At 31.9% G+C, this 25,646-nt stretch carries 27 protein-coding genes and 3 pseudogenes; 20 read left to right on the top strand and 10 right to left on the bottom strand.

The features are described 5' to 3' along the window. The first annotated feature begins 42 nt into the window (after positions 1-42). From Mjas_RS06630 to Mjas_RS06600, 7 genes and pseudogenes are all read left to right on the top strand, one after another. Positions 43-1,347 (top strand): formylmethanofuran dehydrogenase subunit B, encoded by a 1,305-nt coding sequence (locus Mjas_RS06630; RefSeq protein ID WP_421077384.1) that lies wholly within the window; start codon positions 43-45, stop codon positions 1,345-1,347. A gap of 177 nt (positions 1,348-1,524) precedes the next feature. Continuing rightward, the gene (locus tag Mjas_RS06625) at positions 1,525-1,899 is read left to right on the top strand and encodes a pilus assembly protein (RefSeq protein WP_421077383.1); all 375 of its coding nucleotides are present in this window, start codon (positions 1,525-1,527) and stop codon (positions 1,897-1,899) included. Positions 1,900-1,962: 63 nt separating this feature from the next. Then, positions 1,963-2,337 carry a molybdopterin oxidoreductase family protein gene (locus Mjas_RS06620; protein WP_421077382.1) on the top strand — a complete coding sequence of 125 codons (375 nt, stop codon included), beginning with the start codon at positions 1,963-1,965 and terminating at the stop codon, positions 2,335-2,337. Between the two features lie 393 nt (positions 2,338-2,730). Beyond that, positions 2,731-3,432 (top strand): annotated as a pseudogene (locus tag Mjas_RS06615) (molybdopterin oxidoreductase family protein); the annotation flags it as partial. 48 nt (positions 3,433-3,480) lie between these two features. Next, positions 3,481-4,623 (top strand): Coenzyme F420 hydrogenase/dehydrogenase, beta subunit C-terminal domain, encoded by a 1,143-nt coding sequence (locus Mjas_RS06610; protein WP_421077381.1) that lies wholly within the window; start codon positions 3,481-3,483, stop codon positions 4,621-4,623. Positions 4,624-4,928: 305 nt separating this feature from the next. After that, positions 4,929-5,204 (top strand): annotated as a pseudogene (locus Mjas_RS06605) (ABC transporter substrate-binding protein); the annotation flags it as partial. Positions 5,205-5,498: 294 nt separating this feature from the next. Then, positions 5,499-6,032: pseudogene (locus Mjas_RS06600) on the top strand (ABC transporter substrate-binding protein); the annotation flags it as partial. Between the two features lie 27 nt (positions 6,033-6,059). Here the strand turns inward: Mjas_RS06600 and Mjas_RS06595 are convergent. Continuing rightward, positions 6,060-6,482 (bottom strand): CBS domain-containing protein, encoded by a 423-nt coding sequence (locus tag Mjas_RS06595; RefSeq protein ID WP_421077380.1) that lies wholly within the window; start codon positions 6,480-6,482, stop codon positions 6,060-6,062. A 186-nt stretch (positions 6,483-6,668) separates the two neighbouring features. On the opposite strand from Mjas_RS06595, the gene Mjas_RS06590 reads away from it, so the two are divergent. After that, positions 6,669-7,652 (top strand): DUF1611 domain-containing protein, encoded by a 984-nt coding sequence (locus tag Mjas_RS06590; RefSeq protein WP_421077379.1) that lies wholly within the window; start codon positions 6,669-6,671, stop codon positions 7,650-7,652. A gap of 21 nt (positions 7,653-7,673) precedes the next feature. On the opposite strand, the gene Mjas_RS06585 is transcribed toward Mjas_RS06590, so the two are convergent. Then, positions 7,674-8,831, bottom strand: coding sequence for a GMC oxidoreductase (locus Mjas_RS06585; protein WP_421077378.1), 1,158 nt, complete (start codon positions 8,829-8,831; stop codon positions 7,674-7,676). A gap of 336 nt (positions 8,832-9,167) precedes the next feature. Here Mjas_RS06585 and Mjas_RS06580 point away from each other — a divergent pair, with 336 nt between their 5' ends. The 5 genes from Mjas_RS06580 to Mjas_RS06560 all read left to right on the top strand — a co-directional run bounded on the left by Mjas_RS06580 (position 9,168) and on the right by Mjas_RS06560 (position 13,500). Further along, complete coding sequence (locus tag Mjas_RS06580; protein ID WP_421077377.1) at positions 9,168-10,031, top strand: ribose-phosphate diphosphokinase; 864 nt, start codon at positions 9,168-9,170, stop codon at positions 10,029-10,031. A gap of 164 nt (positions 10,032-10,195) precedes the next feature. Further along, positions 10,196-10,600: a Tfx family DNA-binding protein gene (locus tag Mjas_RS06575; RefSeq protein WP_421077376.1), complete on the top strand. Its 405-nt coding sequence runs from the start codon at positions 10,196-10,198 to the stop codon at positions 10,598-10,600. A 78-nt stretch (positions 10,601-10,678) separates the two neighbouring features. Beyond that, on the top strand, positions 10,679-11,725 hold the full coding sequence (locus Mjas_RS06570; RefSeq protein WP_421077375.1) for an mRNA surveillance protein pelota: 1,047 nt from the start codon (positions 10,679-10,681) through the stop codon (positions 11,723-11,725). Positions 11,726-11,903: 178 nt separating this feature from the next. Then, positions 11,904-13,268, top strand: coding sequence for an FAD-dependent oxidoreductase (locus Mjas_RS06565; RefSeq protein WP_421077374.1), 1,365 nt, complete (start codon positions 11,904-11,906; stop codon positions 13,266-13,268). Positions 13,269-13,320: 52 nt separating this feature from the next. Beyond that, complete coding sequence (locus Mjas_RS06560) at positions 13,321-13,500, top strand: hypothetical protein (RefSeq protein WP_421077373.1); 180 nt, start codon at positions 13,321-13,323, stop codon at positions 13,498-13,500. A gap of 81 nt (positions 13,501-13,581) precedes the next feature. Here Mjas_RS06560 and mer read toward each other — a convergent pair whose 3' ends face one another. Continuing rightward, positions 13,582-14,553: a 5,10-methylenetetrahydromethanopterin reductase gene (mer, locus tag Mjas_RS06555; RefSeq protein WP_421077372.1), complete on the bottom strand. Its 972-nt coding sequence runs from the start codon at positions 14,551-14,553 to the stop codon at positions 13,582-13,584. A 311-nt stretch (positions 14,554-14,864) separates the two neighbouring features. On the opposite strand from mer, the gene cofH reads away from it, so the two are divergent. From cofH to Mjas_RS06520, 7 genes are all read left to right on the top strand, one after another. Next, entirely contained in the window at positions 14,865-15,944 is a 1,080-nt protein-coding gene (gene cofH / locus Mjas_RS06550) for a 5-amino-6-(D-ribitylamino)uracil--L-tyrosine 4-hydroxyphenyl transferase CofH (RefSeq protein WP_421077371.1), read from the top strand. Positions 15,945-16,082: 138 nt separating this feature from the next. After that, a complete protein-coding gene (locus Mjas_RS06545) occupies positions 16,083-16,385 on the top strand; it encodes a nucleotidyltransferase family protein (protein ID WP_421077370.1) in 303 nt (100 codons plus the stop codon). Further along, entirely contained in the window at positions 16,372-16,713 is a 342-nt protein-coding gene (locus Mjas_RS06540; protein WP_421077369.1) for a DUF86 domain-containing protein, read from the top strand. Before Mjas_RS06545 ends, Mjas_RS06540 begins: the two co-directional genes overlap by 14 nt. Positions 16,714-16,801: 88 nt before the next feature. Continuing rightward, positions 16,802-17,281 carry an RNA-binding protein gene (locus tag Mjas_RS06535; protein WP_421077368.1) on the top strand — a complete coding sequence of 160 codons (480 nt, stop codon included), beginning with the start codon at positions 16,802-16,804 and terminating at the stop codon, positions 17,279-17,281. A 77-nt stretch (positions 17,282-17,358) separates the two neighbouring features. Continuing rightward, positions 17,359-17,991, top strand: coding sequence for a HemK2/MTQ2 family protein methyltransferase (locus Mjas_RS06530; RefSeq protein WP_421077367.1), 633 nt, complete (start codon positions 17,359-17,361; stop codon positions 17,989-17,991). 11 nt (positions 17,992-18,002) lie between these two features. After that, complete coding sequence (locus tag Mjas_RS06525) at positions 18,003-18,743, top strand: Nif3-like dinuclear metal center hexameric protein (protein WP_421078597.1); 741 nt, start codon at positions 18,003-18,005, stop codon at positions 18,741-18,743. 98 nt (positions 18,744-18,841) lie between these two features. Beyond that, a complete protein-coding gene (locus Mjas_RS06520) occupies positions 18,842-19,768 on the top strand; it encodes a CBS domain-containing protein (protein WP_421077366.1) in 927 nt (308 codons plus the stop codon). Positions 19,769-19,819: 51 nt separating this feature from the next. Here the strand turns inward: Mjas_RS06520 and hisE are convergent, their stop codons facing one another. The 7 genes from hisE to Mjas_RS06485 form a co-directional block, all read right to left on the bottom strand. Continuing rightward, complete coding sequence (gene hisE / locus Mjas_RS06515; protein ID WP_421077365.1) at positions 19,820-20,119, bottom strand: phosphoribosyl-ATP diphosphatase; 300 nt, start codon at positions 20,117-20,119, stop codon at positions 19,820-19,822. A 74-nt stretch (positions 20,120-20,193) separates the two neighbouring features. Further along, on the bottom strand, positions 20,194-20,613 hold the full coding sequence (gene ribH / locus Mjas_RS06510; protein WP_421077364.1) for a 6,7-dimethyl-8-ribityllumazine synthase: 420 nt from the start codon (positions 20,611-20,613) through the stop codon (positions 20,194-20,196). Positions 20,614-20,768: 155 nt separating this feature from the next. Beyond that, complete coding sequence (locus Mjas_RS06505) at positions 20,769-21,236, bottom strand: gamma carbonic anhydrase family protein (protein ID WP_421077363.1); 468 nt, start codon at positions 21,234-21,236, stop codon at positions 20,769-20,771. Positions 21,237-21,284: 48 nt separating this feature from the next. After that, positions 21,285-21,557, bottom strand: coding sequence for a hypothetical protein (locus tag Mjas_RS06500; protein WP_421078596.1), 273 nt, complete (start codon positions 21,555-21,557; stop codon positions 21,285-21,287). Between the two features lie 66 nt (positions 21,558-21,623). Then, positions 21,624-22,850 (bottom strand): hydroxymethylglutaryl-CoA reductase (NADPH), encoded by a 1,227-nt coding sequence (gene hmgA / locus Mjas_RS06495; RefSeq protein WP_421077362.1) that lies wholly within the window; start codon positions 22,848-22,850, stop codon positions 21,624-21,626. A gap of 90 nt (positions 22,851-22,940) precedes the next feature. Then, positions 22,941-24,416: a fumarate reductase (CoM/CoB) subunit TfrB gene (gene tfrB / locus Mjas_RS06490; RefSeq protein WP_421077361.1), complete on the bottom strand. Its 1,476-nt coding sequence runs from the start codon at positions 24,414-24,416 to the stop codon at positions 22,941-22,943. 101 nt (positions 24,417-24,517) lie between these two features. Beyond that, positions 24,518-25,507 carry a calcium/sodium antiporter gene (locus tag Mjas_RS06485; RefSeq protein ID WP_421078595.1) on the bottom strand — a complete coding sequence of 330 codons (990 nt, stop codon included), beginning with the start codon at positions 25,505-25,507 and terminating at the stop codon, positions 24,518-24,520. Positions 25,508-25,646 lie beyond the last annotated feature (139 nt).

Below are 25,646 nucleotides of genomic sequence, written 5' to 3'. Positions count from 1 at the left end.
TATAAATATATTTAATTTTATTTTAATTATTTGGGTGATTACATGGAAATAGTTAAAAATGTCGTATGCCCCTTCTGTGGAACATTGTGCGATGATTTGGAAATTATGGTTGAAGATGGACATATTATTGGAACTAAAAACGCTTGCAGAATAGGGAATGCAAAATTCATGCATTTTGAAGGTGCTGTGAGGCACACTGTTCCTTTAATAAGAGAAAACAAAAAAGAGGATTTCAAAAAAACAGATTACGAAACTGCAATAGAAGAAACTGCAAGATTATTGGTTGAATCAAAACTACCGTTGATATATGGATTTTCAGCCACAGAATGCCATGCTCATGTGTATGGGATGGAATTGGCAGAGAAAATCAGAGGCATTGTAAGTAATACCGCAGAGGTTTGTCATGGTCCAAGTGTTTGGGGGTTGCAGGATGTAGGATATCCTATTTGCACATTGGGGGAAGTTAAAAACAGAGCAGATGTAATAATATATTGGGCTTCAAACCCCATGCATGCCCACCCAAGACATATGAGTAGATATTCAACATTTGCCAGGGGATTTTTCAGAGAAAGGGGAAGAAATGATAGAACCTTAATCGTCGTTGACCCAAGAAAAACAGATACTGCAAAATTAGCAGATATTCACTTGCAGGTGGAACCCCATAAGGACTATGAATTAGTGAGTGCCATGAGGGCAGTATTGAAGGGCGTTAAACTTGATGTTGATGAAGTTGCAGGAATTCCTGCTGAAACAATTTATGAAGCAGTGGATGTCTGTAAAAATGCTCAATTTGGAGAGCTCTTCTTCGGCATGGGCATTACCCATACAAGAGGAAAACATAGAAATATCGATAATGCAATTGAATTGGTCATTGATTTAAATGCTCATACAAAATTCACTTTAACTCCAATGAGGGGGCATTACAATGTGAATGGATTTAATCAGGTATGCACATGGATAAGCGGATATCCGCTGTGTGTTGATTACACAAGAGGTTATCCAAGATACAACCCCGGGGATACAAGTATTACAGATTCATTGATGAGGGAGGATGGGGACATGATGCTTAATATAGCATCAGACCCAGGAGCTCACTTCCCACAAAAAGCAGTTAAGCACATGGCAAAGATTCCTTTAGTATGCATCGACCCGCATAAAACTCCGACATCTGAATTGGCAAATATCATAATCCCTCCTGCAATAGCAGGTATCGAATGCGAAGGAACAGCTTATAGGATGGATGGTATTCCAATTGAGCTTAAAAAGGTAATCAATGCACCAGAAGGTCTTTTATCCGACAAGGAGATAATGAAGATATTAATCAAAAAAGTTAATGAGATGATATAATTTATTAATTTTAATTAAATATAATATTAAGGAAGTCCCTTGTGGGACTTCCTTTATTTTTTAGATACTTAGTAATACTTTTTAAATATTTATATTATTATAATAATAAAAATTGGAAGAAAATAATAAATTTTATATATAATGATGAGGGGTGATATCAATAGAGTTAGTAATATGGTGGCAAGTATTAGTACGAAAATATATATTGAAAAAGTAAGATTTATAAGACCAAAAGAAAATCCAAAAAAAGGTGATTTGGAGCTGAATACCAATTGGAAGATAGATTACAAAAAAATGGACGATGATTCATTGGAATATATTTGTAATCTGAAAGTAGAGGGTGAATTTCCAGCAACATTTGTTGTTGAAGGGATTGTGGAATGTAGCATGCATCAAAAGGATAATAAGGTTTCAAAGGAAGTTTCGCAATCAATACTTGATAACGCATTTCAAATTATGGTGAATATTATAAACTTAACAAAAGGAGCTCATATTGGAACCACCCATACTTCCCATCAAATAGTGAAAACATATCCCAAAGTTGCAATGTGATTATTGATAATGGGAGTGGGAGCTCGGAATATAAAACCAAAAAAAGAAAAAGACGGTGAAACAATGAAGATTATGCACACGATATGTCCCGGATGCAGTGTTGGTTGTGGAGTAGATTTAATAACAAAAGATGGAAAAGTCATAGGAACCTATCCAAACAAGAGGCATCCCATAAATGAAGGAAAAAACTGCAACAATGGAAGAGAATGTTATAAAATTGTAAATGATGAAAAGAGATTAAAGACACCATTAATAAAGAAAAATGGAAAATTTGTTGAATCAAGCTGGGATGATGCACTGAATTTGGTATCTAATAAATTAAAGTCCTACAAACCAGATGAAATTGGTATTATAGGTTCTGGAATATGCACGAATGAAGACAATTACGCCTTGAAAAAATTTGCAGATGCACTTGGTCTGACCTACTCCCACGACTGAAGTCGTGGGGTTCTCGCTTACGGTAGTAAGCGAGCAACGAAATCACGAAGTGATTTCGTCTAATTTTAGCAGGGTTTAACCCTACAAGGGTGGCCAAGCCCACTACCCCTACCCATTAATGGGTTCAGGGCTACGCTATGCACTTCCAACCACTACCAGCGGTAGAGTTTTTACTAACCCTACCCATAGATACTTGGACTGGTAGCATTATTCACTATGAAACTTCAAATATTTATGTTTTACTACTGACTAATTATAATGTCCGCCTCTCATCCAATCTCGTAAGAGATTTTACAAAACTATGTTTTGTATAACGATTAAAATCGTTGGCTTTCTCGGCGGTTTATCGTAAAAAACATTGGAGTTTGCATATGTGGTTCTCCAAAAATTGATTTGGATAAGAGTATAGCATCTTTTGATGATATTGAAAATAGCAAATTTATTTTAATTCTTAGTGATGTGTTTGGGGAGAGTTCTTTAATTGGAAGGAGGGTAATTAAAGCAAAGGAAAATGGGGCTGAAATAGTTTCTGTAAATTATGAAGAAAAAGACATTATTAGATTAAATTCTGATAAGTTTATAAAAATAAACAATTTCTCTGAATTTTTGAAGAACATGGATGAAGAAATCCTAAAAAAACTTGATGAGAACTCCATAATAATATTTAATAAATTGACAAACCAAGAAGATATAGATTTGGTTTATAGTATCTCAGAAAAAACAAAATGTAAATTACTTCCAGTTTTAAAACATTGCAACACAATGGGTGCAATGAAACTACTTCCACCATTGAATAAGGACGAACTACTTGAATTAATCAAAAATGTTAAATGCTTATACATAATGGGAGAAAATCCCGCAATGTGTAATGGGGATGTATTAAAATCTCTTGATTTTTTGATTACTCAAAGTATAATAATGAATGAAACATGTAATCTTTCTAATGTTGTTCTTCCAGCATCATGCTGGGCTGAAAAGGATGGAACCTTTACAAATACAGAGGGGAAGACTCAAAAGATAAATAAGATAGTAGGAGCTCCAGGAGATGCCATACCAGATAATGAAATAATTGTAAAACTGGCAGAAAAAATGGGACTTGATTTAAAAGAGTAATAAAAAATAAAATAAGGTGGTGATGCAAATATGGATAAATACCTTTTAATCCAATCAACAGATGAGATCATATTAAAACATGCTGAATGTGGTGGGGCAGTATCTTCATTATTCAAATATCTGTTAGATAAAGAACTTGTTGATGGAGTTTTAGCCCTAAAAAAGGGAGAAGATGTTTATGATGGAATACCCACCCTTGTAAAAAGCTCAGAGGAGCTCATCCAAACATGTGGTTCTCTACATTGTGCTCCAACAAACTTTGGAAATATTATAAGCAAATATTTAAATGATTTAAAATTAGCCGTAGCTGTAAAGCCATGTGATGCCATGGCTATAAAGGAGCTCCAAAAAAGACACCAGATAGATAAGGATAATATCTACACAATAGGTTTAAACTGCGGTGGAACAATTCCACCAATTACTGCCATGAAAATGATAGAGATGTTTTACGGCGTAAATCCTGAGGATGTTGTCAAGGAAGAGATAGATAGTGGTAAATTCATAATAGAATTAAAGGATGGGACCCATAAAGCTATTAAAATACACGATTTAGAAGAGAAAGGATTTGGAAGGAGAAAAAACTGCCAGAGATGTGAATTAAAGATTCCAAGAAATGCAGATATTGCCTGTGGAAACTGGGGAGCAGAAGATGGATGGACTTTTGTTGAAGTGTGTTCAGAAAAAGGAAGGGAGTTAATTGAAAATGCTGAAAAAGAAGGATATATTAAGGTCAAAACCCCTTCTGAAAAGGGCATTAAGATTAGGGAAAAGATTGAAAAAATTATGATTAACCTTGCTAAATCTGCTCAAAAGGAACAGCTTGAAGAGAAATACCCTTCCATTGAAAAATGGAAGGAGTATTGGAACAGGTGCATAAAATGCTACGGTTGCAGGGATGCCTGCCCAATATGCTTTTGTAGGGAGTGTGCTTTAAATGAAGATTACATGGATAAAGGAGAGATTCCACCTGACCCGGTAATGTTCCAAGGCATCAGACTGTCCCACATGAGTTTCAGCTGTATAAACTGCGGTCAGTGTGAAGACGTATGTCCAATGGAGATTCCAGTGGCGTATATTTATCATAGAATGCAGTTGAGGTATAGAGATACAGTTGGATTTGTTCCTGGTGTGGATGATGAGCTCCCGCCAATGTATAGTCTAGAGAAAGAATAATAACTTTTTTATCTATTTTATTATATGTTTTTATTAGGTATTTATTATATATTTTATTATATAATCATCTATTTATTTGATTTTTTATTTTTTCTTATAGTAAATTGTAGAGAATATAAATATCTTTATTTATGTATTATATGTAGTCATATTTTATTTTAAGAAATTATATTATTATTTTCATAAAAAAATCATAACTTATATATATTATTATAATTTCTACATATATTAAAATTTCATTAAGAGGTGATAATATTAAAAAATTAGCAGTTTTATTTGTGGGCTTGGCGGTTCTTGGAGCGGTCATGTTCAGTGGATGTGTTGATGATAAAACTTCATCAGAAACTGCAATGGTAAAGCTTGTGAATTGTAAAGGTCAGGGCTCAATGCCCCAGCTTCTCAGCACAAAAGAACTTGATGCAGTAATTGCATGGGAACCTACGCCAGAAATTCTAAAAACAAAAAATATAGGAAAGCCTATCATATATAGCCAAGATTTACCACCAAATGGCATGTGGAAAAACCATCCTTGCTGTGTTATTGTAGCATCAGATGATGCATTAAATAATAAAAAACTTGCAGTGGATGAGCTCCTAAAATTAATGGTTCTTTCAACAAATGAAATAAACAACAATAAAACCCTTGCAGTAGATGCAAGTGCAAACTGGCTTGGTGTTGATAAAGAAGTTGAAGAACTATCCATTCCAAATATAAAATACTTCACAGACCCAAATACTATAATAAATGGAACAGTGGAATTTGTAGAAGTTTTGAATTCTCAAAACTCCCTTAGTGGTAAATTAAACATTTCCGATAGGGAAAAAATTAAAAATGTGTTGTTTGATTTTAAACCTTACAGCGAAATAACAAATGAAATAAATGAAAATATCACACCAGAAGTATCTGGTGAAGTTCCAACATTAAAAGTTGCATATTTACCAACAGACCACCATGCAGCATTGTTTGTTGCGGCGAAATATCCAGAATTGTTTAAAAATAAATACAATATATATCTAAAAGAAATAACACCTAAAAAACAATATGAATTATACGAAAACGGCAAAAAAATAGCAAATGTCGAATTAATACAAGTTTCAGAAGGTGGAGCAAAAATAATGACATTAATGGCTCAAAACCAGGTTGATGTAGGATTCAACGGAGTTCCACCAGCAGTATTCGCTATTGACAAAGGAACAAAGGCAAAAATCATAAGTGCATTGCACGGTGAAGGTTCAGCGGTTGTTGTAAGAAGCGATATTCCAGTAAATAATTGGGATGAGTTTGTAAATTGGATAAAAGAACAGCATAAGGAAGGAAAACAGGTAAAAATAGGTCATCCATTGCCTGTATCAATACAGTATGTAATGATAAAAAAGGCTCTTGAAGCAGAAGGTATTACCTATACTGAATAAAAAATTATTTTTTATATTTTTTAATTATTTTTTTAAAAATTTAGATAGAGCTCTGATTATATCACCATCGGATATAACTCCAACTAATCTATTATTTTCATCCACTACCGGGAGCTGATTTATTATTTCGCCCTTATGTCCATATTCATCCATCTTTTTTATGGCATCCATTATGGATTCATTGGGGGTTATTGATATTACATCCCTTGTCATAACATCACTAACTCTTGTGTCAAGGGTGTATTCATCAAGTATTAGATTATAACCTATGTCAGTAGTAGTAATAATACCAATAACTTTTTTATCGCCATCTACAACAGGTAAGCAGCTTATTTTATACTTTAAAAGAGTTTCAAATGCCTTAACCACGCCAGTATCTGGATGAGTATAAATAACATCTTTTGCCATAATATCATTAATCTTGATATTAACTAAATAATCTTTCATAAATTCCCTCCTTTATTATAAAGATATAACCTTAGAATAATGTAAATTATATTAAATTAAATTTATTAAATATCCTATTTGATGTAAATGAAAAAGTTTATATATGATTAATATTATTTGATTAGAGTTCAACAAAAAATATAAATAAATGAGTATATAATTTGTTAAAACTATACAAGGGATGGTATGATTATAAAAGCGGCAAAATTATCTCATAAAAACAAAGTTTCAGACGGATTAGAAAAATTTGCCAACATATCTATAACAGGATATGGATGTATAGACCATGACCGCAACAGCAGTTTGGGTGATAACTACAATTATGACACATTCATTTGGACAAAGGAAATTCTTGAACCATCAGAGGTTGAAATCTGGAAAGAAACTATAATTCATGAGATGAAAAAGGGAAAAAACATATACAATATGGCAAGGCTTTATAGAATAAATGATTATAGGGAGCTCCTACATATCGCCAAAAGATATAATATTGAATTTTTCGACTGCTCAAATCCTAATTCATTTGATGACTTTAAAAAATATGCAGAAATGGGAATAAATGGTATTAAATCAAAAGTAATTACCATCATGGGCACCAGTAGAAGAAGTGGAAAATTTACCACATCCATGGTATTAAAAAGAGAGCTCGAAAAATATTTTGAAATCGGCACTGTTGGAACAGAGCCCCAGGCAAAATTATGCGGTATTGACGAAATGGTAATTCCACAACTTATCCCTACATGCCATGTTGCATCTACAATATTTGGGGCTGTTAAAAAAGTTGATTTAAAAAATAAAGATTTAATAATTGTATCTGGGCAAACCGGGATATTTTCAAATCCATTAGAGGTTGGAACGGGAAGAGGGGGAGGAGTTATTAGTTTATCCATTCTTCTTGGTTCAAAGCCTGATTATATTATACTTGCATCAAATACTGTTGATATTGAGGACATAAAAAGGAATATAAATATCATAGAATTATTAAGTGGTAAAAAGGTAATTGGGATTACTATAAACAGCAAAAATTTAAATTTAAATGAAAAAGATTTTAAAGATTTACTGAATGATATATCATATAAACTAAATATTCCAGTTGCCGATGTTGTAAAAGGTATAAATTTGGATGAATTTATTGATAATATCGTTGAAAATATAAAAAAATATCTCTAAAAAATAAATTTTAATTTTAAATTACTGCAAGCAATTTGCCAATTTTTTACCAATTGCAATTATTCCAAGAATTGGCGGTAGTCCGAGAGATTCTGGAAATACCGATGCATCACAGACAAACAAACCATCTATTTCAGTTTCAAAATCTTTATTTACTACCTTTCCAACGGCACAAGTTCCTGATGGATGAGAACCTCTTGGAATGGTTTTGTACATATTATTTACTCCAATATCTGACAGTATATTTAATGCCTCTTTAAATCCTTTTGACAGTAGTTCTTCATCCTTTTCTGTTATGTTTTTATATACATAATCTTTTCCAACTACTCCATTATTTTCGTCCTTTATTTTAATCATTAGACCAAATACATCGTTGTTTTTTATATCTTTATTTTCTTTTTTTATTTCATCATATAATAATATTGAATAATGGGGTGAAAGAAGAAAACCATTATATTTTCTATAAACTGACATAGGGACAGACTTGTTTAAATTTGCGCCTTCTAAAAATCCTCCAACTGTAATGAATGTATCTACAAAAAGGTTTTTTCCAAGATGTTCGTTATCCAATATTGAACTTAATATTCTTGGGGAATTAACTCCCCCTGCTGAAACTATGACAGTTTTTCCCTTAAATATCATTTTTTTATTATTTTTGCTGTTAAATCCTTCAACAAAAAATAATTCATTTTCTTTTTTAATATTTAAAACTTCAAAATTATGTAGTATCATGCTGTTTTTGTATTGCTTTAAAAAATCCCGCGGTGTCCATTTTGCATGGCATAATCTACTTGCACACATCCCACAGGAGTTGCATTTATTGAAGTTTATGTATTTTGGAGTTTGTTTAAATCCATAATCAAATAATTTTTTTGTAGTTTCATTGATAAAATCCATGGGGACAGGATTAACATTTAGTTCTTTTTCAATCTCATCATAGATATCTTCTTTAATGCCTATATATTTTAAATCAATTCTAATGGCATTTCCAACAGAATATAGTGCAGAACCGCCAAGGGAATTTAGATATAAAACTTGCACATCATTTCCTTCTGCAACATACTTGGGCTCATCTCCTTTTTCAAGTAGCAGTATCTTTTTATCAGGGTGTTTATTATTTAACTCCTTAAATACGGTGCTTCCGCCAATACCTGAACCAATTATGATAAAATCATACATATTTTCACTTTTTAATTTTTTACAATAATTTTAATTATATTTATGATGGATAATTTTTAAAGTATTTATAATATTATTTCCTTTGTAGAATAAGTATTTAATTAATAATTTTAATAATGAAATAATCAATAAATAGAAAATAGAAAATAATTTAAAATAATGGGTTATATTGTTATGTTTGTCAGTTGGTTTTTTAACTTATATATCTTTAACCAATATTATCAAGTATTTAAAAAATTTTAAAAATAAATAAGAGTTTTTATAATTTTACAACCTTGAAACTAAGTTTAATGAAAATTTTTAATCTGCCCATATGATAACAAAAAAGGTGATAAAATGATTATTGTATCAGGTTCAGACTCTCAGGATTTAGCATATAGGGTTTCAAAATTAACAAACTCGGAGCTCCTAAGAACAGAATTCAAAAAATTTCCAGATGGGGAATTATATATTAGAATTCATGGAGATGTGAAAGATAAGGATGTTTTTTTAATTCAAACTCAGAACAACCAGAATGATTCCATAGTAGAAACTATTTTAATGTGCGATGCATTAAGAGATGAAGGTGCAAAATCCATAAATTTGGTAGCTCCTTATTTGGCTTATGCAAGACAGGATAAGAAATTCAATGATGGAGAACCGATAAGTATCAGAGCTCTGGCTAAGTTATATTCCAATTTATGCGATAGAGTTATAACCATAAACCCCCATGAAGTGCATATAGAAGCATTTTTCGATATTCCATTTATATATGGAAATGCAGTGGATAAATTGGCAGAATATGTAAAAGATAAGTTAAACAATCCTGTTGTGCTTTCACCAGACAAGGGAGCCATAGAACTGGCAAAAACTGCATCAGAAGTTTTAGATTGTGAATATGATTACCTTGAAAAAACGAGAATTTCCCCAACTGAAATAAAAATAGCTCCTAAAAATTTGGATGTGAAAGATAAGGATGTTCTCATTGTAGATGACATCATATCCACGGGGGGAACAATGGCAACGGCAATTGGTATGTTAAAGGAGCAAGGAGCAATAAAGGTAATAGCATCCTGTGTTCATCCTGTGTTAATTGGTGATGCGTTGAATAAGTTATATATTGGCGGTGCTGACGAAGTTGTTGGTACGGATACTTACCCATCCGAAGTAAGTAAAGTTAGTGTAGATACCATTATTGCAGATTTAATTAAGGGGTTGTAATAATCCACCATATTGCCAAGAATTAATACATAATATTATTTTTTATCATATATTTTTAGCGATAAAGACACATTTTTATTGTTAAACTAATATATAATATTATATTTAAAAAATAATTCTATAATTTATATACCATATATTTAAAAAATATGCCGGGGGATTTTATGGAATCGTTTTTAACAGACACCCAAATAAAAGTATTAAAATTAAGGAAAAAAGGATTAACTCAGGAAGAAATCGCGACAATGATGAATACCAGTAGGGCGAATATTAGCATGATAGAAAAAAGAGCAAAGGAAAATGTAGAAAAAGCAAGGAACACATTAAGGATTTACAACGATATAATGGCTCCTGTAAAATTAGTTGTCAAAGAAGGCGTTGATGTTTTTGATATTCCGAAGATGGTATTTAAAACCTCTGATGAAAATGATATCCATGTAAATTACAGTTCATTGGAAATACTTGATTTAATACATAAAAATGCGAAAGATAATATTGACAAAAGAATCGTTAAGAAGCCATTCATAATAAATATTCTTGAAGATGGTGAGCTCTCATTTATTGAGTAAGTAAATAAGTTTTTATTAAGTTTTTAAGTAATTTTATTATGCTACTATATTGTATATAACAATTTAAGGTTAGGTATTATGAAAATTATTAAGGAAATTCCTGAAAAAAATATAATTAAAGTAATGCCTGAGAATTTAGATGACCTCTGGCATCTTTACAATATCATTGAAAAAAATAATGCAGTTTCTGCCATGACAGAACGTAGGGTTGAAGATAAAGGAGATAAATTAAGGGCAGATAGGGGAGCAAAAAGAAGAGTGTATTTAGGTATTAAGGCAGAAAAAATAAATTTCCACGAGGATACAAATAGATTGAGAGTGAGCGGCAAGATAATACACGGTCCTGATGATGTTCCATTGGGTTCCTACCATACTATAGATATAGAACCGCTCACAGAAGTATCTATTCAAAAAAATTGGAAGAGATGGGATTTGGAGAGATTGAAAGATGCGGAAGATTCTGCAAAAAAGCCAAAGGTCGTAGTAGTTATTATGGATGAAAATGAAGCCAATGTATTTTTAATTAGGGAGTATGGTGCAAAGGAAGTGGCACATATAAAATCAGGTCTATCAAAAAAATTGGATTATAAACGGCAAGAACAGGAGAAATTCAGCTACTATAATGAAATAGTCGATGTATTAAGTCCATACGATGGTAAAATTCTTGTTGCAGGTCCTGGATTTGGGAAAAATAATTTTCAAAAATATTTATCTGAAAAATACAAAGATATCTATCAAAGAGCTATATTTGAATCTACAAACCATACTGGAAGACTGGGGCTTAGTGAAGTTTTAAAATCTGGAATAATTGACAGAATATATGGTCAGGCAAGACTAAGTAAAGAAACTCAGCTTGTAAATAAACTTTTAGAAGAGATTTCAAAAAAGGGTCTTGCAGTTTATGGAATTGACGATGTTAAAAATGCTTTAAACTACTCTGCAATAGAGACGCTCCTTATAACCGATGAGTTTTTGAGAAAAAATAGAAAAAAGATTGAAGATATGGTAAATTCGGTTGAGAGTATCGGTGGAAAAACAGTAATTATTTCCACAGAACACGACGCAGGAAAACAATTAAAAGGTCTTGGTGGAATAGGGGCAATATTAAGATTCCCTATTGAATAATAATACAAAACGAAGTGAAAGATACTGAAAATCAATTCATTATTTAATTCCATTATTTCTTCAAAACATAGTTATTTATCCATCAAAATACTTATATACTAATAATGTTTCATACTAAAAGTATTTTATTATATAGTTATTAATAATTTTAATAATTCAATGTATGTCAGGTGAAGAAATGAGAGTTGTTGTAATTGGAAGTGGAGCCGCAGGATTAACCACCGCTTCAACTATAAGAAGATATAATAAAGAAATGGAAATAGTAGTGATTACAAAGGATAAATATATAGCATATTCACCATGTGCTATTCCCTATGTAATATGTAATGAAATACCTTCATTTGAAGATATAATAATGCACACTCCCGAAGAATACAAAAAAGATAGGCATATCGATGTAATCACAGAGTCAGAAGTTTTGGATGTGGATTCAGAGAATAATAAAATAATATATAAAGATAAAGAAAACAATGAAATAGAATTAACTTATGATTACCTTGTTTTGGCTACTGGGGGCTCACCATTTGTTCCACCGATTGAAGGGGTGGATTTAAAAGGCGTCTTTAAACTAAGGACAATTGAAGATGGTATAAAGATAAAAGAGTATGCGGAAAATTCAAAAAGTGCAATAGTTGCAGGCGCTGGGGCAATTGGACTTGAAACAGCATACGCATTGAAGGAGCTCGGTCTTGATGTAATAGTTGTTGAAATGGCACCCCAAATATTACCGAGAGCTCTGGATATAGATATGGCTAAAATTGTTATGAAGTATTTGGAAGAAGATGTTGGTATTAAGTTTATACTTGAAAAACCATTAGGTAAGATTGTTGGGGATGAAGAAGGTAAGGTAAATGGTGCGGTAATAGATGGGGAGCTCTACGAGTGTGACATGGTTATAATGGCAACAGGTGTCAGACCAAACATAGAACTGGCAAAAAAGGCAGGTTGTGAAATAGGAAGATGGGCTATAAAGGTAAATGAAAAAATGCAAACTTCAATTCCAAACATATACGCAGTTGGAGACTGTGTGGAAGTTGTGGATTTAATCACAAAGCAGATTACCTTATCACCATTTGGAACAACAGCTGTAAGACAGGGTAAAGTTGCAGGAAAAAATATCGTGGGTATTGAAGCTAAATTCAACCCAGTTTTAAATGCCATGGTATCAAAAATTGGAGATATTGAAATGGCTGGAACAGGCATGAGTGAGCTCGGAGCTCATCAAAACAGACTTGAAGTTGTAGTTGGAAAGTCAAAGGCACTTACAAGGGCAAGATACTATCCAGGTGGAAAGTTAATAGAAGTTAAATTAATATGTGATATGAACAAAAATATTGTAGGATGTCAGATTGTGGGGGGAGAAAGAGTTGCCGAAAGAGTGGATGCAGTATCCATAGGTATTGTGAAAAATATGACTTGTGATGAACTGGCAAATATGGAGTTCTGCTATGCTCCGCCAGTTTCAATGGTAATTGACCCGCTTGCTCTTGCAGCTGAAAATGCCTGTGATAAATTTAAAAAGATAGAAGATAACAAGCAATAAAAAGCAATAATAGATATTAAACGAATATAATATAAAATAAAAAAGTGATAATATGGATATGGAAATGCTGGTGGGAATAATAGATACTCTTGAAAAAAAAGGAGTTGGTCTCCAATTATCTGTTGAAGGTCAAAGGACAGTTGAAATAACTGTAAAAGATAAAAAGATAGATGTAAATATAGTGAATCCGTCAAAGATTGGAGCACTGATAAAAGAGCTTAATTTGAAATAATATAAATATTTTCTTTTTTAATTTTAAATTATTTAAGAATAAGGAAAAAAGAAAAGAAAAAAGATACATAATTTTAATAATTTATAATTCCTTTATAGCTGGAATTACTTTTTTACCGATTAATTTAATGCTTGCATCTTTGTTTGGTCCAATTGGGGAACCTGCAACAACCTGAGTTACTCCCATTTTTGCTAAACCTGCTATTTTTTCAACAACTTCATCAGGTGTTCCGTATAATGAGAATGCTTCTAACATTGTGTCATCAACTGTTCCAAATGCTGTTCCGAAGTCTCCTTTTTTCAATGCTGCTCTAATTGTTTCTACCTTCTCAGCTTCAACACCATGTCTTTCTAAAACCATTGGTGGGGAACCTGCTGCAATGAATGCAACAACTGGAACTGCTGCCTGTTTAGCTTTTTCTGGTTTTTTATCTACTGACATACAAGCGTAAGCTGCAACATCAATTTCATCCATGCTTCTTCCTGCTGCTTCTGCACCTTTTTTAATTAATGGAACAGCAGCTTCGAAGTCTTTTGGGTTTGATGCGTTAATTAAAACACCATCTGCAATCATACCTGCTGTTTCGAGCATCTTTGGTCCCTGAGCTCCCATGTAAATTGGAATTTCTACTGATGGTTTTATTGCTAACTGAGCTCCTGTTTCTAACCTCTCCCCTTTCATGAGAGCTCTCATGTCAGCAATAGCTTTTTTAATTGTTGTAACTGGTTTTGTCCATTCAATTCCTAATGCATCGAATGTTGCCTTATCACCAGGTCCAATACCTAAAACAGCTCTTCCGCTTGATAATTCATCCAATGTAATCATTGCTGATGCTGTGATAGCTGGGCTTCTTACGTATGGGTTTGTAACACCAGGTCCTAATTTAATTTTGTTTGTTGCAGCTGCAATTGATGTCAATGCCATATATACGTTTCTGTTGTTGTAGTGGTCTGTAATCCAGCAGTATTCAAATCCGTTATCTTCTGCCAATTTTACATAGTAGCTAAGTTTTGTTATAGGTTCGTTAGGAACAAACTCAATACCAAATTTCATTTTTTCACCTTTGGTTTTTATTTATGGGTTAGGCAGTATTACCACTAATATATTGTTTTTATTGGTATATATTTAGTTTCCATTTAATTTAAATAGAAAAGTATTTATATAATAACATACGCCCTTAAATTTTAAAATAATGATTAAATAATCTAATATATGGTATAAAATAAATTATATGCTTTATTTTTATTATATTTTACATTTATTATACTATATTTTAAAATGTTCTAAAATATTATTAAATATTAGTAATTATCAAGTAAGTAGGTAACTATAAGGATTCTCACTTAAAACATATTGGTGGTTTCATGGATTTAGAAAAATATTGTGAAGGAGATATTTCGAAAAAGGATTGTTTGGAATTATTTGAAGATACTGAAAACTTTTTTAATATTCTAAAATGCGCTGACAATCTTAGAAGGGAAATTGTAGGGGATGTTGTGAGCTATATTGTCAATAGAAACATTAATTTCACAAATATTTGCGTTGGAGATTGTAAATTCTGCGCATTTAGAGTAAGTGAGAAGGATAAAAATGCCTATTTTTTAGATATTGATGAGATTGCAAAAAGGGCATTGGAAGCAAAAAAATTGGGATGCACAGAGGTATGCATCCAAGGGGGACTTCATCCTATTGTGGATACAAACTTCCAGATAGAGATATTGAAAAAAGTTCATGACATTACAAAACCTTATGGGGATATACACATTCACGCATTTTCACCAATGGAAATTAAATTTGGGGCTGAAAACGCCGGACTTGATATTAAAGAAGCACTTAAAATGCTGAAAGAAAATGGATTAAACACAATGCCGGGAACAGCCGCTGAAATACTTGATGATGAGATTAGGTCGGAGCTCTGCCCAACAAAATTATCAACTAAGGAATGGGTTAAAGTAGTAAAAACAGCCCATAAAGTCGGCATAAAAACAACATCTACCATGATGTATGGACATATTGAAGAGTATAAGCACATGGTGAATCATTTATTTATTTTAAAAGAAATTCAGGAAGAAACTGGGGGCTTTACCGAATTTGTCCCATTAAGTTTTATGCATAAATTAGCACCAATATATTATGAAGGGAGAGCTCGGGGGGGAGCTACTGGTTTGGAGGACTTAAAGGTTTATGCCATTAGTAGGATATTATTTAAAGACCTTATAAAAAATATCCAGGTATCATGGGTTAAGTTAGGGTTTAAAATGGCTCAAATCGGTTTAAAATGTGGGGCCAATGATTTCGGCGGAACACTTATGGAGGAAAATATTTCAAAATCTGCGGGAGCAGAGCATGGAGTTTATGTATCTGTTGATGAAATAAAGGATATGATTTCAAGAATCGGAAGAATTCCAAAGGAGCGAAACACAGTTTATGAATTTTTAGAATAGGTAATAATAATTATAATTAAAAAGGAAATAATAAATGTAAAAAGAAAGAAATAAAAATAATAACATCATCGAAAATATAATAAAAAATTAAAATTAGTATAGGTTATAATATATCAAGGAGCTCCGAAGGGGGATAATATGAAAACCTTAAACGAAATAAAAAAGATACTTTTAGAACACAAAAAGGAACTAAAAGAAAAATACAAAGTTAAAACTATTGGAATATTTGGAAGTTATGCAAGAGGGGAGCAGAAAGAAACTTCAGATATTGATATTTTAGTTGAATTTTATGAATTACCTAGTTTATTAAAATTTGTGAATTTAGAAAATTATCTATCTGATTTGTTAAGTATTAAAGTAGATTTGGTGTTAAAAAATGATATTAGGAAGGAATTAAAAGAAACAATCTTAAAGGAGGAGATTCCTATTGAAGAAAGTTGATATATATCTAATTGATATTATCGAAAATATGGGCTTGGCAGAAGAATTTGTAGAAAATATGGATTACAAAGAATTTTTAAGGGATAAAAAGACTCAGTATTCAGTATGTAGATGTATTGAGATAATAGGCGAGGCGGTGAAAAATATACCTGATGATTTAAGGGAAAACTATCCAGAAGTGCCTTGGAGGGACATTGCAGGTATGCGGGATAAATTGATTCATTCATATTCTAATGTTAATTTAGAATTAGTCTGGAAAGTCATTAAAGAAGATATTCCAGAAACAAAGGAAACCATTGAAAAGATATTAAAAGAGCTCGACAAGTGATAAATAGGAGCTCCGAGGAAATGACATCAAAACCTTAACATATATTGAAAAATTTAAAAAATAAATGGATTAAATTAATGGTGATAAATTGGAAATAAAAAGAAGATACTGCTTAAAAAAGAAGGAACTAAAAAGAATAAAAGAAGAGTTAGATAATATATTCGGAATTGAAGTAATTCCAAAAAAGGCAAACGCCGAGCTCGCCATAACGGAAGATTATGAAATGATTTTAATAGACAATGAACCAATAGCATTTAAAATAAACGATAAAGTATATCCTACATTAAAAACCCTATTGAACCATGAGTTGGATAAAGGTAAGGTAGTAGTTGATATGGGAGCTGTGAAATTCTTAGCAAATGGTGCTGATGTAATGGCTCCGGGGATAGTGGAAGCAGATGAGAACATTAAAGAAGGGGATGTTGTTTTTGTAGTGGATGAAACCCACAATAGACCTTTATGTGTTGGTGAAGCATTAATGGATGGAAAAACAATGAAAGAATCAAACAAAGGCAAAGCAATTAAAACCATTCACTATATTGGAGATGATATTTGGAAGTCGAAGTGAATCCTTTGGATTCACTGACTTACAAAACCCAAAGGGTTTTGTCAAGTTTTAATGAAAATACTACATAAGGAATAATTATGAGAGTAATAGAAATAAAGAATATATTGATAAAAATCCACCCAAAAGTTTATGAACCTGCTGAGGATAGTGAGCTCCTATTAAATAATTTAGTGGATGTGAAAAATAAAACAGTTTTAGATGTGGGAACAGGAACAGGAATTCAGGCAATAAATTCACTAAAAAGTGGAGCTAAAAAGGTAGTTGGAATAGATATAAATCCATACGCAATAGAAACTGCAAAGGAAAACGCATTATTAAATAAATTAAAATTAAACGAAAATATTTTCTTTTTTGAAAGCGATTTATTTAAAAATATGGATGAGATAAAGAATAAACTCAAATCAAAATTCGATGTAATACTATTCAATGCCCCATACCTACCAACATCGGAAGAGGAAAAACTTGAAAAATATTTAAACTATGCATTTGATGGCGGGATTGATGGAAGAAAAGTTCTTGATAGATTTATCCATGAAGTTGGGGATTATTTAAAAGAAAATGGAACAATCCAGATAGTGCAATCATCATTAACTGGGGAAGAAAAAACAATAGAATTGTTAAAAAAACATGGATTTGAAGCTAAAAAAACCGCATCAATGAAGTTTCCCTATGAGGAATTGCAGATAATCACAGCGAAGGGGATAAAATGAATATAAAAGCTATAAAAGCACAAGATATTATAAATTTCATAGAAGAATTTGCACCAGCAGAGCTCGCAATTGAAGGGGATAATATAGGGCTTCAAGTTGGAGATGATTTAAACAAAGATATTGAAAAAATCGGTATAGCATTAGACCCTTCTTTAAATGTTGTAAAAAAGGCAAAAAAGGAAGGAGTTAATTTTTTATTTACTCATCATCCGATTTTAAAAGACCCTATCAGAACATTTACGGGAGTAATGTATGCAAAATTAAAGATATTGATGGAAAATGAAATAATACTATACTCGGCTCATACGAATTTAGATATATGTAAAAATGGATTAAATGATGCCCTTGTTGATTTATACGACTTAAAAAATGCTAAATGCCTATATGAAAATGGATTAGGTAGAATAGGAACATATAATGGAACTTTTGATGATATATTGAATATTACAAAAGAACATATTACAAAAAACCCCGTTGTTGTAAATTCAGAAGTTGTAAATAATGAAGAAAATTTAAAAGTAGCCGTTCTCTCTGGTTATGGACTATCCCAAAAATCTGTGAAGTATGTTTCGGAGCTCGCAGATGTATATATATCTGGGGACTTAACCCACCACTCAAAGATACTTGCGGAGGAGCTCGGTTTATGTGTGATAGATGGGGGACATTATGGAACAGAGGTTTATGGATTGAAATTATTTAAAAAATATATGGAAGATGCCTTAGGTGTTGAGATAATTTCATTAGATTTTTAATCTCTTTTTTGTAATATGCTATATAAATAAAAACATTTTTATATTGTATATATCATAATTTATAACTGTAATTATAATCATTTATAATGGGTGTTTTTATGGATTTAACTATTGTCCAAAAAGAGATACTTCAAGAATTAATAGCAATATATAAAGAAAAAAATAGACCAGTTAAAGGAACAGAAATAGCAATTAGATTAAATAGAAATCCAGGGACTATTAGAAATCAAATGCAGGCTTTGAGAGCATTGAATTTAGTAGATGGGGTGCCGGGACCAAAAGGAGGATACGTTCCAACAAGTCATGCATATAGGGCAGTAGGATTAATATCCAGTGAAGAAGAGATAGTTGTGCCCATTTACAAGGGGGATGAAAGAGTTGAAGGAGTTTATGTTGAAAAAATAGTTTTTGATACCGTTGCACATGAAAAATCCTGTTCTTCAATGATATATATTAAAGGGGATACGAAAATATTCAATGAAGGGGACGTTGTAAAAATAGGGCCTACTCACCATAATAAAATAATAATTTTTGGTAAGGTGGCTGGAAGGGACGATATAGACCATATATTGTTAATAGATGTTGTAGGAGTTACAAGTATTCCAAACATAACTGTGAAAAGCATAGCAGTTAAGGAAGATTTAATATGGTTAAGCCCAGATGTAAAGATAAAGGATGCTGCCAAAATATTTTATGACAACAATATAAATGGAGTCCCAATTATATCTAATGATAAGTTGGTGGGTATTTTAACACTTCATGACCTTGCATATGCTCTTTCAAATAGTATGGAAAATGAATATATAGAAAAAATTATGGTAAGAAACCCTTTAACGATAACGCCTGATAAAAAAGTATATGATGCTCTTATTTTAATGGAGAAAAAAGGAGTTGGTAGGCTAATAGTCGTAGATGAAAACGATAATGTAGTGGGTATTATTACAAGAACAGATGTTTTAAAACTCATTGAAGGGGTATTATTCCCAAAAATATTAAAAGAATTAATTGATAAAAAAGAATTATAAGAATAATTTTTATTTAATTTATTTTATTTAATATTTTTTTACTTTTTTCTTTTATTTCTTTCTTCGTCTCTCAAATTCATTCATTATTTCATCATATTCCACTCCACAGTACGCCAGCAATACCAATGTGTGATATATCAAATCTGCACTTTCATATAGGAGCTCCTCCTTTACTCCATCCTTCGCCGCAAGTATAGTTTCTGTTGCCTCTTCCCCTATTTTTTCACAGATTTTATTTAATGCTGTTTTTTTGTCATCATCTGTTGTTAAATATGCGGTGTATGAACCTTCTGGTTTGTCTTTAATTCGCTGTTTTATTATATCAAACTCTTCCCTTAATACATCTTTCATGAGAACCACGAATATTTATATTTCTCTATTTTATGATTTTTTATATTATGATTATCGTTATTCTTATTATTTCATTATTCTAATTCTTTTAATCTCTTTACCATTTTTACAGCAGCTTCAACTGCTCTTTTACCATAGTCAATTCTTTCTTCTGCTTGTAATCTTGTCATACCAGGTCCTGAGATTCCCAAAGCAACAGGTTTATTGTAATCCAATGATAAGTCTGCTATTTTCCTTGCCGCATTTTGAACAACTATTTCATCGTGTTCGGTGTCTCCTTCAATTACACATCCAATAGTTACCACTGCATCAACATCCTCCTTTTCTAAAAGTCTTTTAATTGCAATAGGCATGTCGAATGCTCCGGGAACAACGATTTTATATTTTACCTCAGCATTTAAAAACTCTGCATGTTCTTCTGCAAGTTTTTCCATCATATATGTTAAATCTCTGTTAAATTCTGCAATTACAAATCCTAATTTTACTGAATCCATATTATGCACCTTTTTATATATTAATTAATTTTATTCTAAATTCAATATATGAAGAAAAGCCCAAAAAGACTTATTTTTTTATTACATATATGAAATGAAAAATTTATTTATTTTTTCATTTTTTTATTAACATTTTCTTTTTTATATATCATTTGTTATAAACTTTTTGATAATTCGATATATCTTAATGCGTTATTCCTTATGGATTTTATTTCTTCATCATTTAACATTCTAACAACCTTTGCAGGAGCTCCCATAACCAAACTGTTTGGTGGTATTATTTTGTTCTGAGTTATTAGTGAGTGAGCTCCGACAATGCAGTTATCTCCTATTTTTGCACCATTTAGAATTGTTGAATTCATTCCAATAAGAACATTATCCCCAATTGTGCATCCATGAATAACTGCCCCATGGCCAATTGAAACGTATTCTCCAATTATTGTAGGATATCCTTCTGAACAGTGAATTACGCAGTTATCTTGGATATTTGAGCCTTTTTTAACAACGATTTTATCAACATCCCCTCTTAAAACCGCACCATACCATATATTTACATCTTCTTCAAGTTTCACATCCCCAATTACTGTGGCATTTTTTGCTATTTTTAAGTTTTTAGTTTTCACAATATCACATTATACATTGTTAATATTTGGATAATATAATATTATTTATTATCTAATATCCGTAATTTGTCCCCATTTCTTTTCATACTCATCCATGAATATTAGGGTTTTTTCAACCTCTATTGCACATATATTTTCAAAGTTTATTATTGCAAATTTTTTCTTATTTTCATTAAATATCATCAATCCGTACCCTTTGCCTGTTTCAAGGTATTTCATATATTTGTCTTTAAGCTTCACCACTGCATCAAAATCGAATTCTCCTTCCAATACACTGCCCGGGTAATGAATTCTTACATACAATGTTGGTTTTTTCATAATATCACCATATTATACATAATCAAAAAAATATTTAAAGATTCACTGTTCTTTATATATTATTTAGCATTACCTTCCGAGCTCCGAATGTGCCTTTGCTAAATGACCTGCTGCCAGAGCTCCCATAAGTGATAACTCTCCCGCTAAAACTGCTCCACCGACTATTTCGGCAAATTTAAGTGCTTTATCTCCACCACTGCAACCAATCATTTCTAAACACTCTTTTTGGGTTTCTACTCTTGTTCCACCCCCAACAGTCCCAACAGGAACATCTGGAAGTGTAACGGAGAAATAAAGACCGCCCTCAACACATTCTGCAACTGTTATACCTAAGCTTCCCTCAACAATATGTGCCTCATCCTGACCTGTTGCAAGGAATAGAGCTCCGATTATATTTGCATAATGGGCATTGAATCCCATTGAGTTGCTTATGGCAGAACCTATAAAGTTTTTATACATATTCACCTGTTCTATTGCTTTTGAAGTTGTTTTTAAATATTTTTTTATTTCCTCCTCTTTTAAAAAGACCTCTGCTATTATCGTTTTCCCCCTGCCTTCTATTAAATTTATTCCAGCAGGTTTTTTATCTGTGCAGACATTTCCACTTAATGCCACAGTATGAACTTTGATGCTTCCGTTTTCTTCCTTTTTCAGCTCATTTTCAATGAAATTGCACGCCTTTTCGGTGGCTATGGTTACCATGTTCATACCCATGGCATCTCCTGTTTTATAGGTAAATCTTGGATATACATACCGTCCAACAATTATTATTGGATGAATGGATATTAATTTTCCATGTCTTGTGGTGGTTTCGGCAACCTCTTTTATTTTTTGGAAGTTGTTTTCAATCCACTCCTTTAATTTGATAGCGTCGGTTATAGATTTGGTTTCGATTACCGGAGCTCTTGTCATTTTATCATCAACAACCCTAACTGTGCATCCACCGCATTTGGTGATAACTCCACAGCCCCTATTTACCGAAGCTACCAATGCTCCTTCCGTTGTTGCTAATGGTATATAATATTCCCCATCTGCATATTTTCCATTTATCTTTAAAGGTCCTGCAAAACCCAAAGGAATCTGCACCGCACCAATCATATTTTCTATGTTCTTTTTCATAGCCTCTTTTTCATCTATACTGTAATTATTGATATGCTTAAAATCTGTTTTTGTTAAAGATTCTATGTATTTCCTTCTTATTTCAACAGATTTTTTTGAATCGAACATACTGTCAAGTTGATATGGTTTTATCTCCTTATTTTTTAGTTTTTCTACAATTTCTAATATGTCATCCATTGTATCACTCATTTAATAATTATTATATCTTAAAAATTTATTATTATTTTTAATTATTGATTTTATTTCAATTCCATTATTTCAAATGTGCTATTCAATCACTTTATCAAGCAATGAAACAATGTTCATAACCTCGATATCTTTTAAATTGTTTTCTTCATTCTTTAACTTATTTAAACTATCCCTTATATGATATTCACAGAATGGACATACCGTAATTACATAATCCGCATCAGTATCATAAATCATTTTAGCCTTTCTTTTACCTATCGCAGAAGAAACTTCTGGTTTTCCACTTCTAACACCGCCGCCGGCACCACAGCATTGGTCTGGTATTTCCATCTCTATAAACTTTAATTTAGGTATATTTTTTAAAATATTTCGTGGTTCAACATATACCTTTTGTCCCCTTCTCAAATGGCATGGGTCGTGGTAGGTTATTTTTATATCCAATGATTTGTATTCAATAAGTCCAACAGTATTCAAAACCTCGGTAATGTCCATAACCTTAAATTCTTTCTCCTTATAATCGTTTTTCAATGTGCTTCCACATCCTGCACATATGGTAACCACTGCATCTACATCTAGATTATTGAAAATATCCAAATTATGCTTTTTTAACTTATCTGCAATATCCCTTTGACCAGTTCTTAAAAATGGGGAACCACAGCAGATTTGATTTTTTGGAATTATTACAGAGACTCCATGGGCATTCAGCACCCTTATAGCACTTTTCCCTACATCTTGAAGCCTATAATCAACCAAACATCCGGTGAAGAATGCAACTCTCATTTTTTCATTTTCTACAATATATTCGTCTTTTATATTTTCATCCTCTAACAATGGAGTTTCTTCCTTCACCACTGACCTATTGCCTTTTAAAACATTTTCTCTAACTACCAAATGATTTTTTAAATAACATCCATTTTTAAAAGATAATGCTCTTAACTTCTCTATGGCGTTATGGACTATGTCAATCTCCTTTGGACATACTTCAACGCACTTCCCACATGTAGTGCAGTTATATATATTTTCAAAATAGGCTTCTTTTTCCCTATCTCCGTCATCCCTAGGGTCAAATGCAAATCTTGCAAGCTGTCGTATAAGAGTTGGTCCAGAATAATCTGAGAACTTCCTTGCCGGACATTTTGAAAGACAGCTTAAACAGTCTATACATCCCCTTATATTTTTTAAATCTTTTATGTCCTCTGGATGTATTGTTGAGAGCTCCTCCTCTTCATCATACTGCAAGTAATTTCGTAAATTATATAATTTTTTATAATATGATGACCTATCAACGATTAAATCTTTAATTACATTAAATCCTTCTAATGGCTCTATTTTCATGCCATCTTTAACCTTTGTTTTACAGGAAAGTCTTGGCTCATCGTTTATGGTCATAGCACAGCTCCCGCACTGCCCTGCCCTACATGATGCCCTGTATTGAATATTTTTGTTGTAGGTTTTATTTATGTAATTCAGAGCATCTAAAACCGTTATATTTTCAGGAACCTCATATTCTTCAAATACTCCATTCCTATTTATTTTTATTTTTACAGTTTTCATAATTTCACTTATTTAATTTATTTATCTTTTTTTATTTTCTTTTATTTTAATTTTCCTAATTTATCCTACCTTTTTATTTTATCTTTATTTTTTACTTTTTATTAAAATATATTGGATATTTTTAGAATGAATATCATATAAATTAAAACAAGAGAAATTCCCTCTATTCTTCCGATTTTTGAATATTCTTCTAAATTTGTTTTATCGTTGATATTTGTATTTACCTTTTTATTTCTTATTTTATCCAGTATTAAATTTTTACTCATATATATCACCATAAGGACAACAAGAAATAGATTTACATTCATTTCGAATTTGACAGGTGGAATATATGATATCATACCAGAAAATGCCAAAGCACAGCCAATATTTGCCATATTGCTACCTATCACATTTCCAAGCACTATATCTCCAAGCTTTCTCCTAACTGCGGTGATTGATACTACGAGCTCAGGGAGAGAAGTTCCAAATGCAACAAGGGTAAATCCAATAATTTTATCAGATATTCCAAGAAATGCGGCTATGCCTTTTGCCCCATCAACAAACAATTCACTTCCAATAATTACCGACAACAATCCTACAATAGTAAATATTACTGCCGTAGTCATGGAAATTTTTTTAGGAGCTCCTTCCTCTTCAACCGTTGGAGTCCCTCCATTTTTAATAGTATGGACAATATACCCCAAAAGTAAAATAAATAAAATCAGCCCATCAATAAATCCAAATCCATCATATCCAAGTATAAATGCTACAATTGTAAATATTAAATAAATATAACCGTTTTTTAAAACTGAATTATGCCTTACAACTATTGGATAAATTATGGCACTTATTCCAAGTATCAATCCAATATTAGCAATACAACTTCCAAGGGAGTTTCCAACTGCAATGCCTGGTAAATTTGCATACGCCGCATAAACACTTGTAATTATCTCAGGCAAGGATGTTCCAAATGCAACTATGGTTGCCCCTATAACAAAATCTGAAACATTTAGATATTTTGCTATCCTCGAGCTTCCAAGCACAAACCAATCGCTTCCATAATTCAACAATACCAATCCCATTAAAAGAATAAATACGCTTAATAAAATTTCCACAATCTCACCAAATTTAAATTGGAAATTAATATTTTATAATAAAATAAGAACGCCCCCTATAAAAATGTAATTTAAATTTTTTAAAATTACAGTTATAGTGATGTCTAAATGGGCAATATAAACATCGTTATAA

Source organism: Methanothermococcus jasoni (assembly GCF_049075655.1).
In the GTDB taxonomy this organism is placed as follows: Archaea; AGJL01; Methanococci; order Methanococcales; family Methanococcaceae; genus Methanofervidicoccus.
The sequence above is the reverse complement of the archived record's forward strand: the minus strand, read 5'-3'. Positions and strand labels throughout refer to the sequence as shown.

Excerpts from the sequence above, each read along its gene's own strand:
- Mjas_RS06630 (WP_421077384.1), top strand. The coding sequence starts at position 43 with ATGGAAATAGTTAAAAATGTCGTATGCCCCTTCTGTGGAACATTGTGC.
- Mjas_RS06620 (WP_421077382.1), top strand. The coding sequence starts at position 1,963 with ATGAAGATTATGCACACGATATGTCCCGGATGCAGTGTTGGTTGTGGA.
- Mjas_RS06610 (WP_421077381.1), top strand. The coding sequence starts at position 3,481 with ATGGATAAATACCTTTTAATCCAATCAACAGATGAGATCATATTAAAA.
- Mjas_RS06595 (WP_421077380.1), bottom strand. The coding sequence starts at position 6,482 with ATGAAAGATTATTTAGTTAATATCAAGATTAATGATATTATGGCAAAA.
- Mjas_RS06590 (WP_421077379.1), top strand. The coding sequence starts at position 6,669 with ATGATTATAAAAGCGGCAAAATTATCTCATAAAAACAAAGTTTCAGAC.
- Mjas_RS06585 (WP_421077378.1), bottom strand. The coding sequence starts at position 8,831 with ATGTATGATTTTATCATAATTGGTTCAGGTATTGGCGGAAGCACCGTA.
- Mjas_RS06580 (WP_421077377.1), top strand. The coding sequence starts at position 9,168 with ATGATTATTGTATCAGGTTCAGACTCTCAGGATTTAGCATATAGGGTT.
- Mjas_RS06575 (WP_421077376.1), top strand. The coding sequence starts at position 10,196 with ATGGAATCGTTTTTAACAGACACCCAAATAAAAGTATTAAAATTAAGG.
- Mjas_RS06570 (WP_421077375.1), top strand. The coding sequence starts at position 10,679 with ATGAAAATTATTAAGGAAATTCCTGAAAAAAATATAATTAAAGTAATG.
- Mjas_RS06565 (WP_421077374.1), top strand. The coding sequence starts at position 11,904 with ATGAGAGTTGTTGTAATTGGAAGTGGAGCCGCAGGATTAACCACCGCT.
- Mjas_RS06560 (WP_421077373.1), top strand. The coding sequence starts at position 13,321 with ATGGATATGGAAATGCTGGTGGGAATAATAGATACTCTTGAAAAAAAA.
- mer (WP_421077372.1), bottom strand. The coding sequence starts at position 14,553 with ATGAAATTTGGTATTGAGTTTGTTCCTAACGAACCTATAACAAAACTT.
- cofH (WP_421077371.1), top strand. The coding sequence starts at position 14,865 with ATGGATTTAGAAAAATATTGTGAAGGAGATATTTCGAAAAAGGATTGT.
- Mjas_RS06545 (WP_421077370.1), top strand. The coding sequence starts at position 16,083 with ATGAAAACCTTAAACGAAATAAAAAAGATACTTTTAGAACACAAAAAG.
- Mjas_RS06530 (WP_421077367.1), top strand. The coding sequence starts at position 17,359 with ATGAGAGTAATAGAAATAAAGAATATATTGATAAAAATCCACCCAAAA.
- Mjas_RS06520 (WP_421077366.1), top strand. The coding sequence starts at position 18,842 with ATGGATTTAACTATTGTCCAAAAAGAGATACTTCAAGAATTAATAGCA.
- hisE (WP_421077365.1), bottom strand. The coding sequence starts at position 20,119 with ATGAAAGATGTATTAAGGGAAGAGTTTGATATAATAAAACAGCGAATT.
- ribH (WP_421077364.1), bottom strand. The coding sequence starts at position 20,613 with ATGGATTCAGTAAAATTAGGATTTGTAATTGCAGAATTTAACAGAGAT.
- hmgA (WP_421077362.1), bottom strand. The coding sequence starts at position 22,850 with ATGGATGACATATTAGAAATTGTAGAAAAACTAAAAAATAAGGAGATA.
- tfrB (WP_421077361.1), bottom strand. The coding sequence starts at position 24,416 with ATGAAAACTGTAAAAATAAAAATAAATAGGAATGGAGTATTTGAAGAA.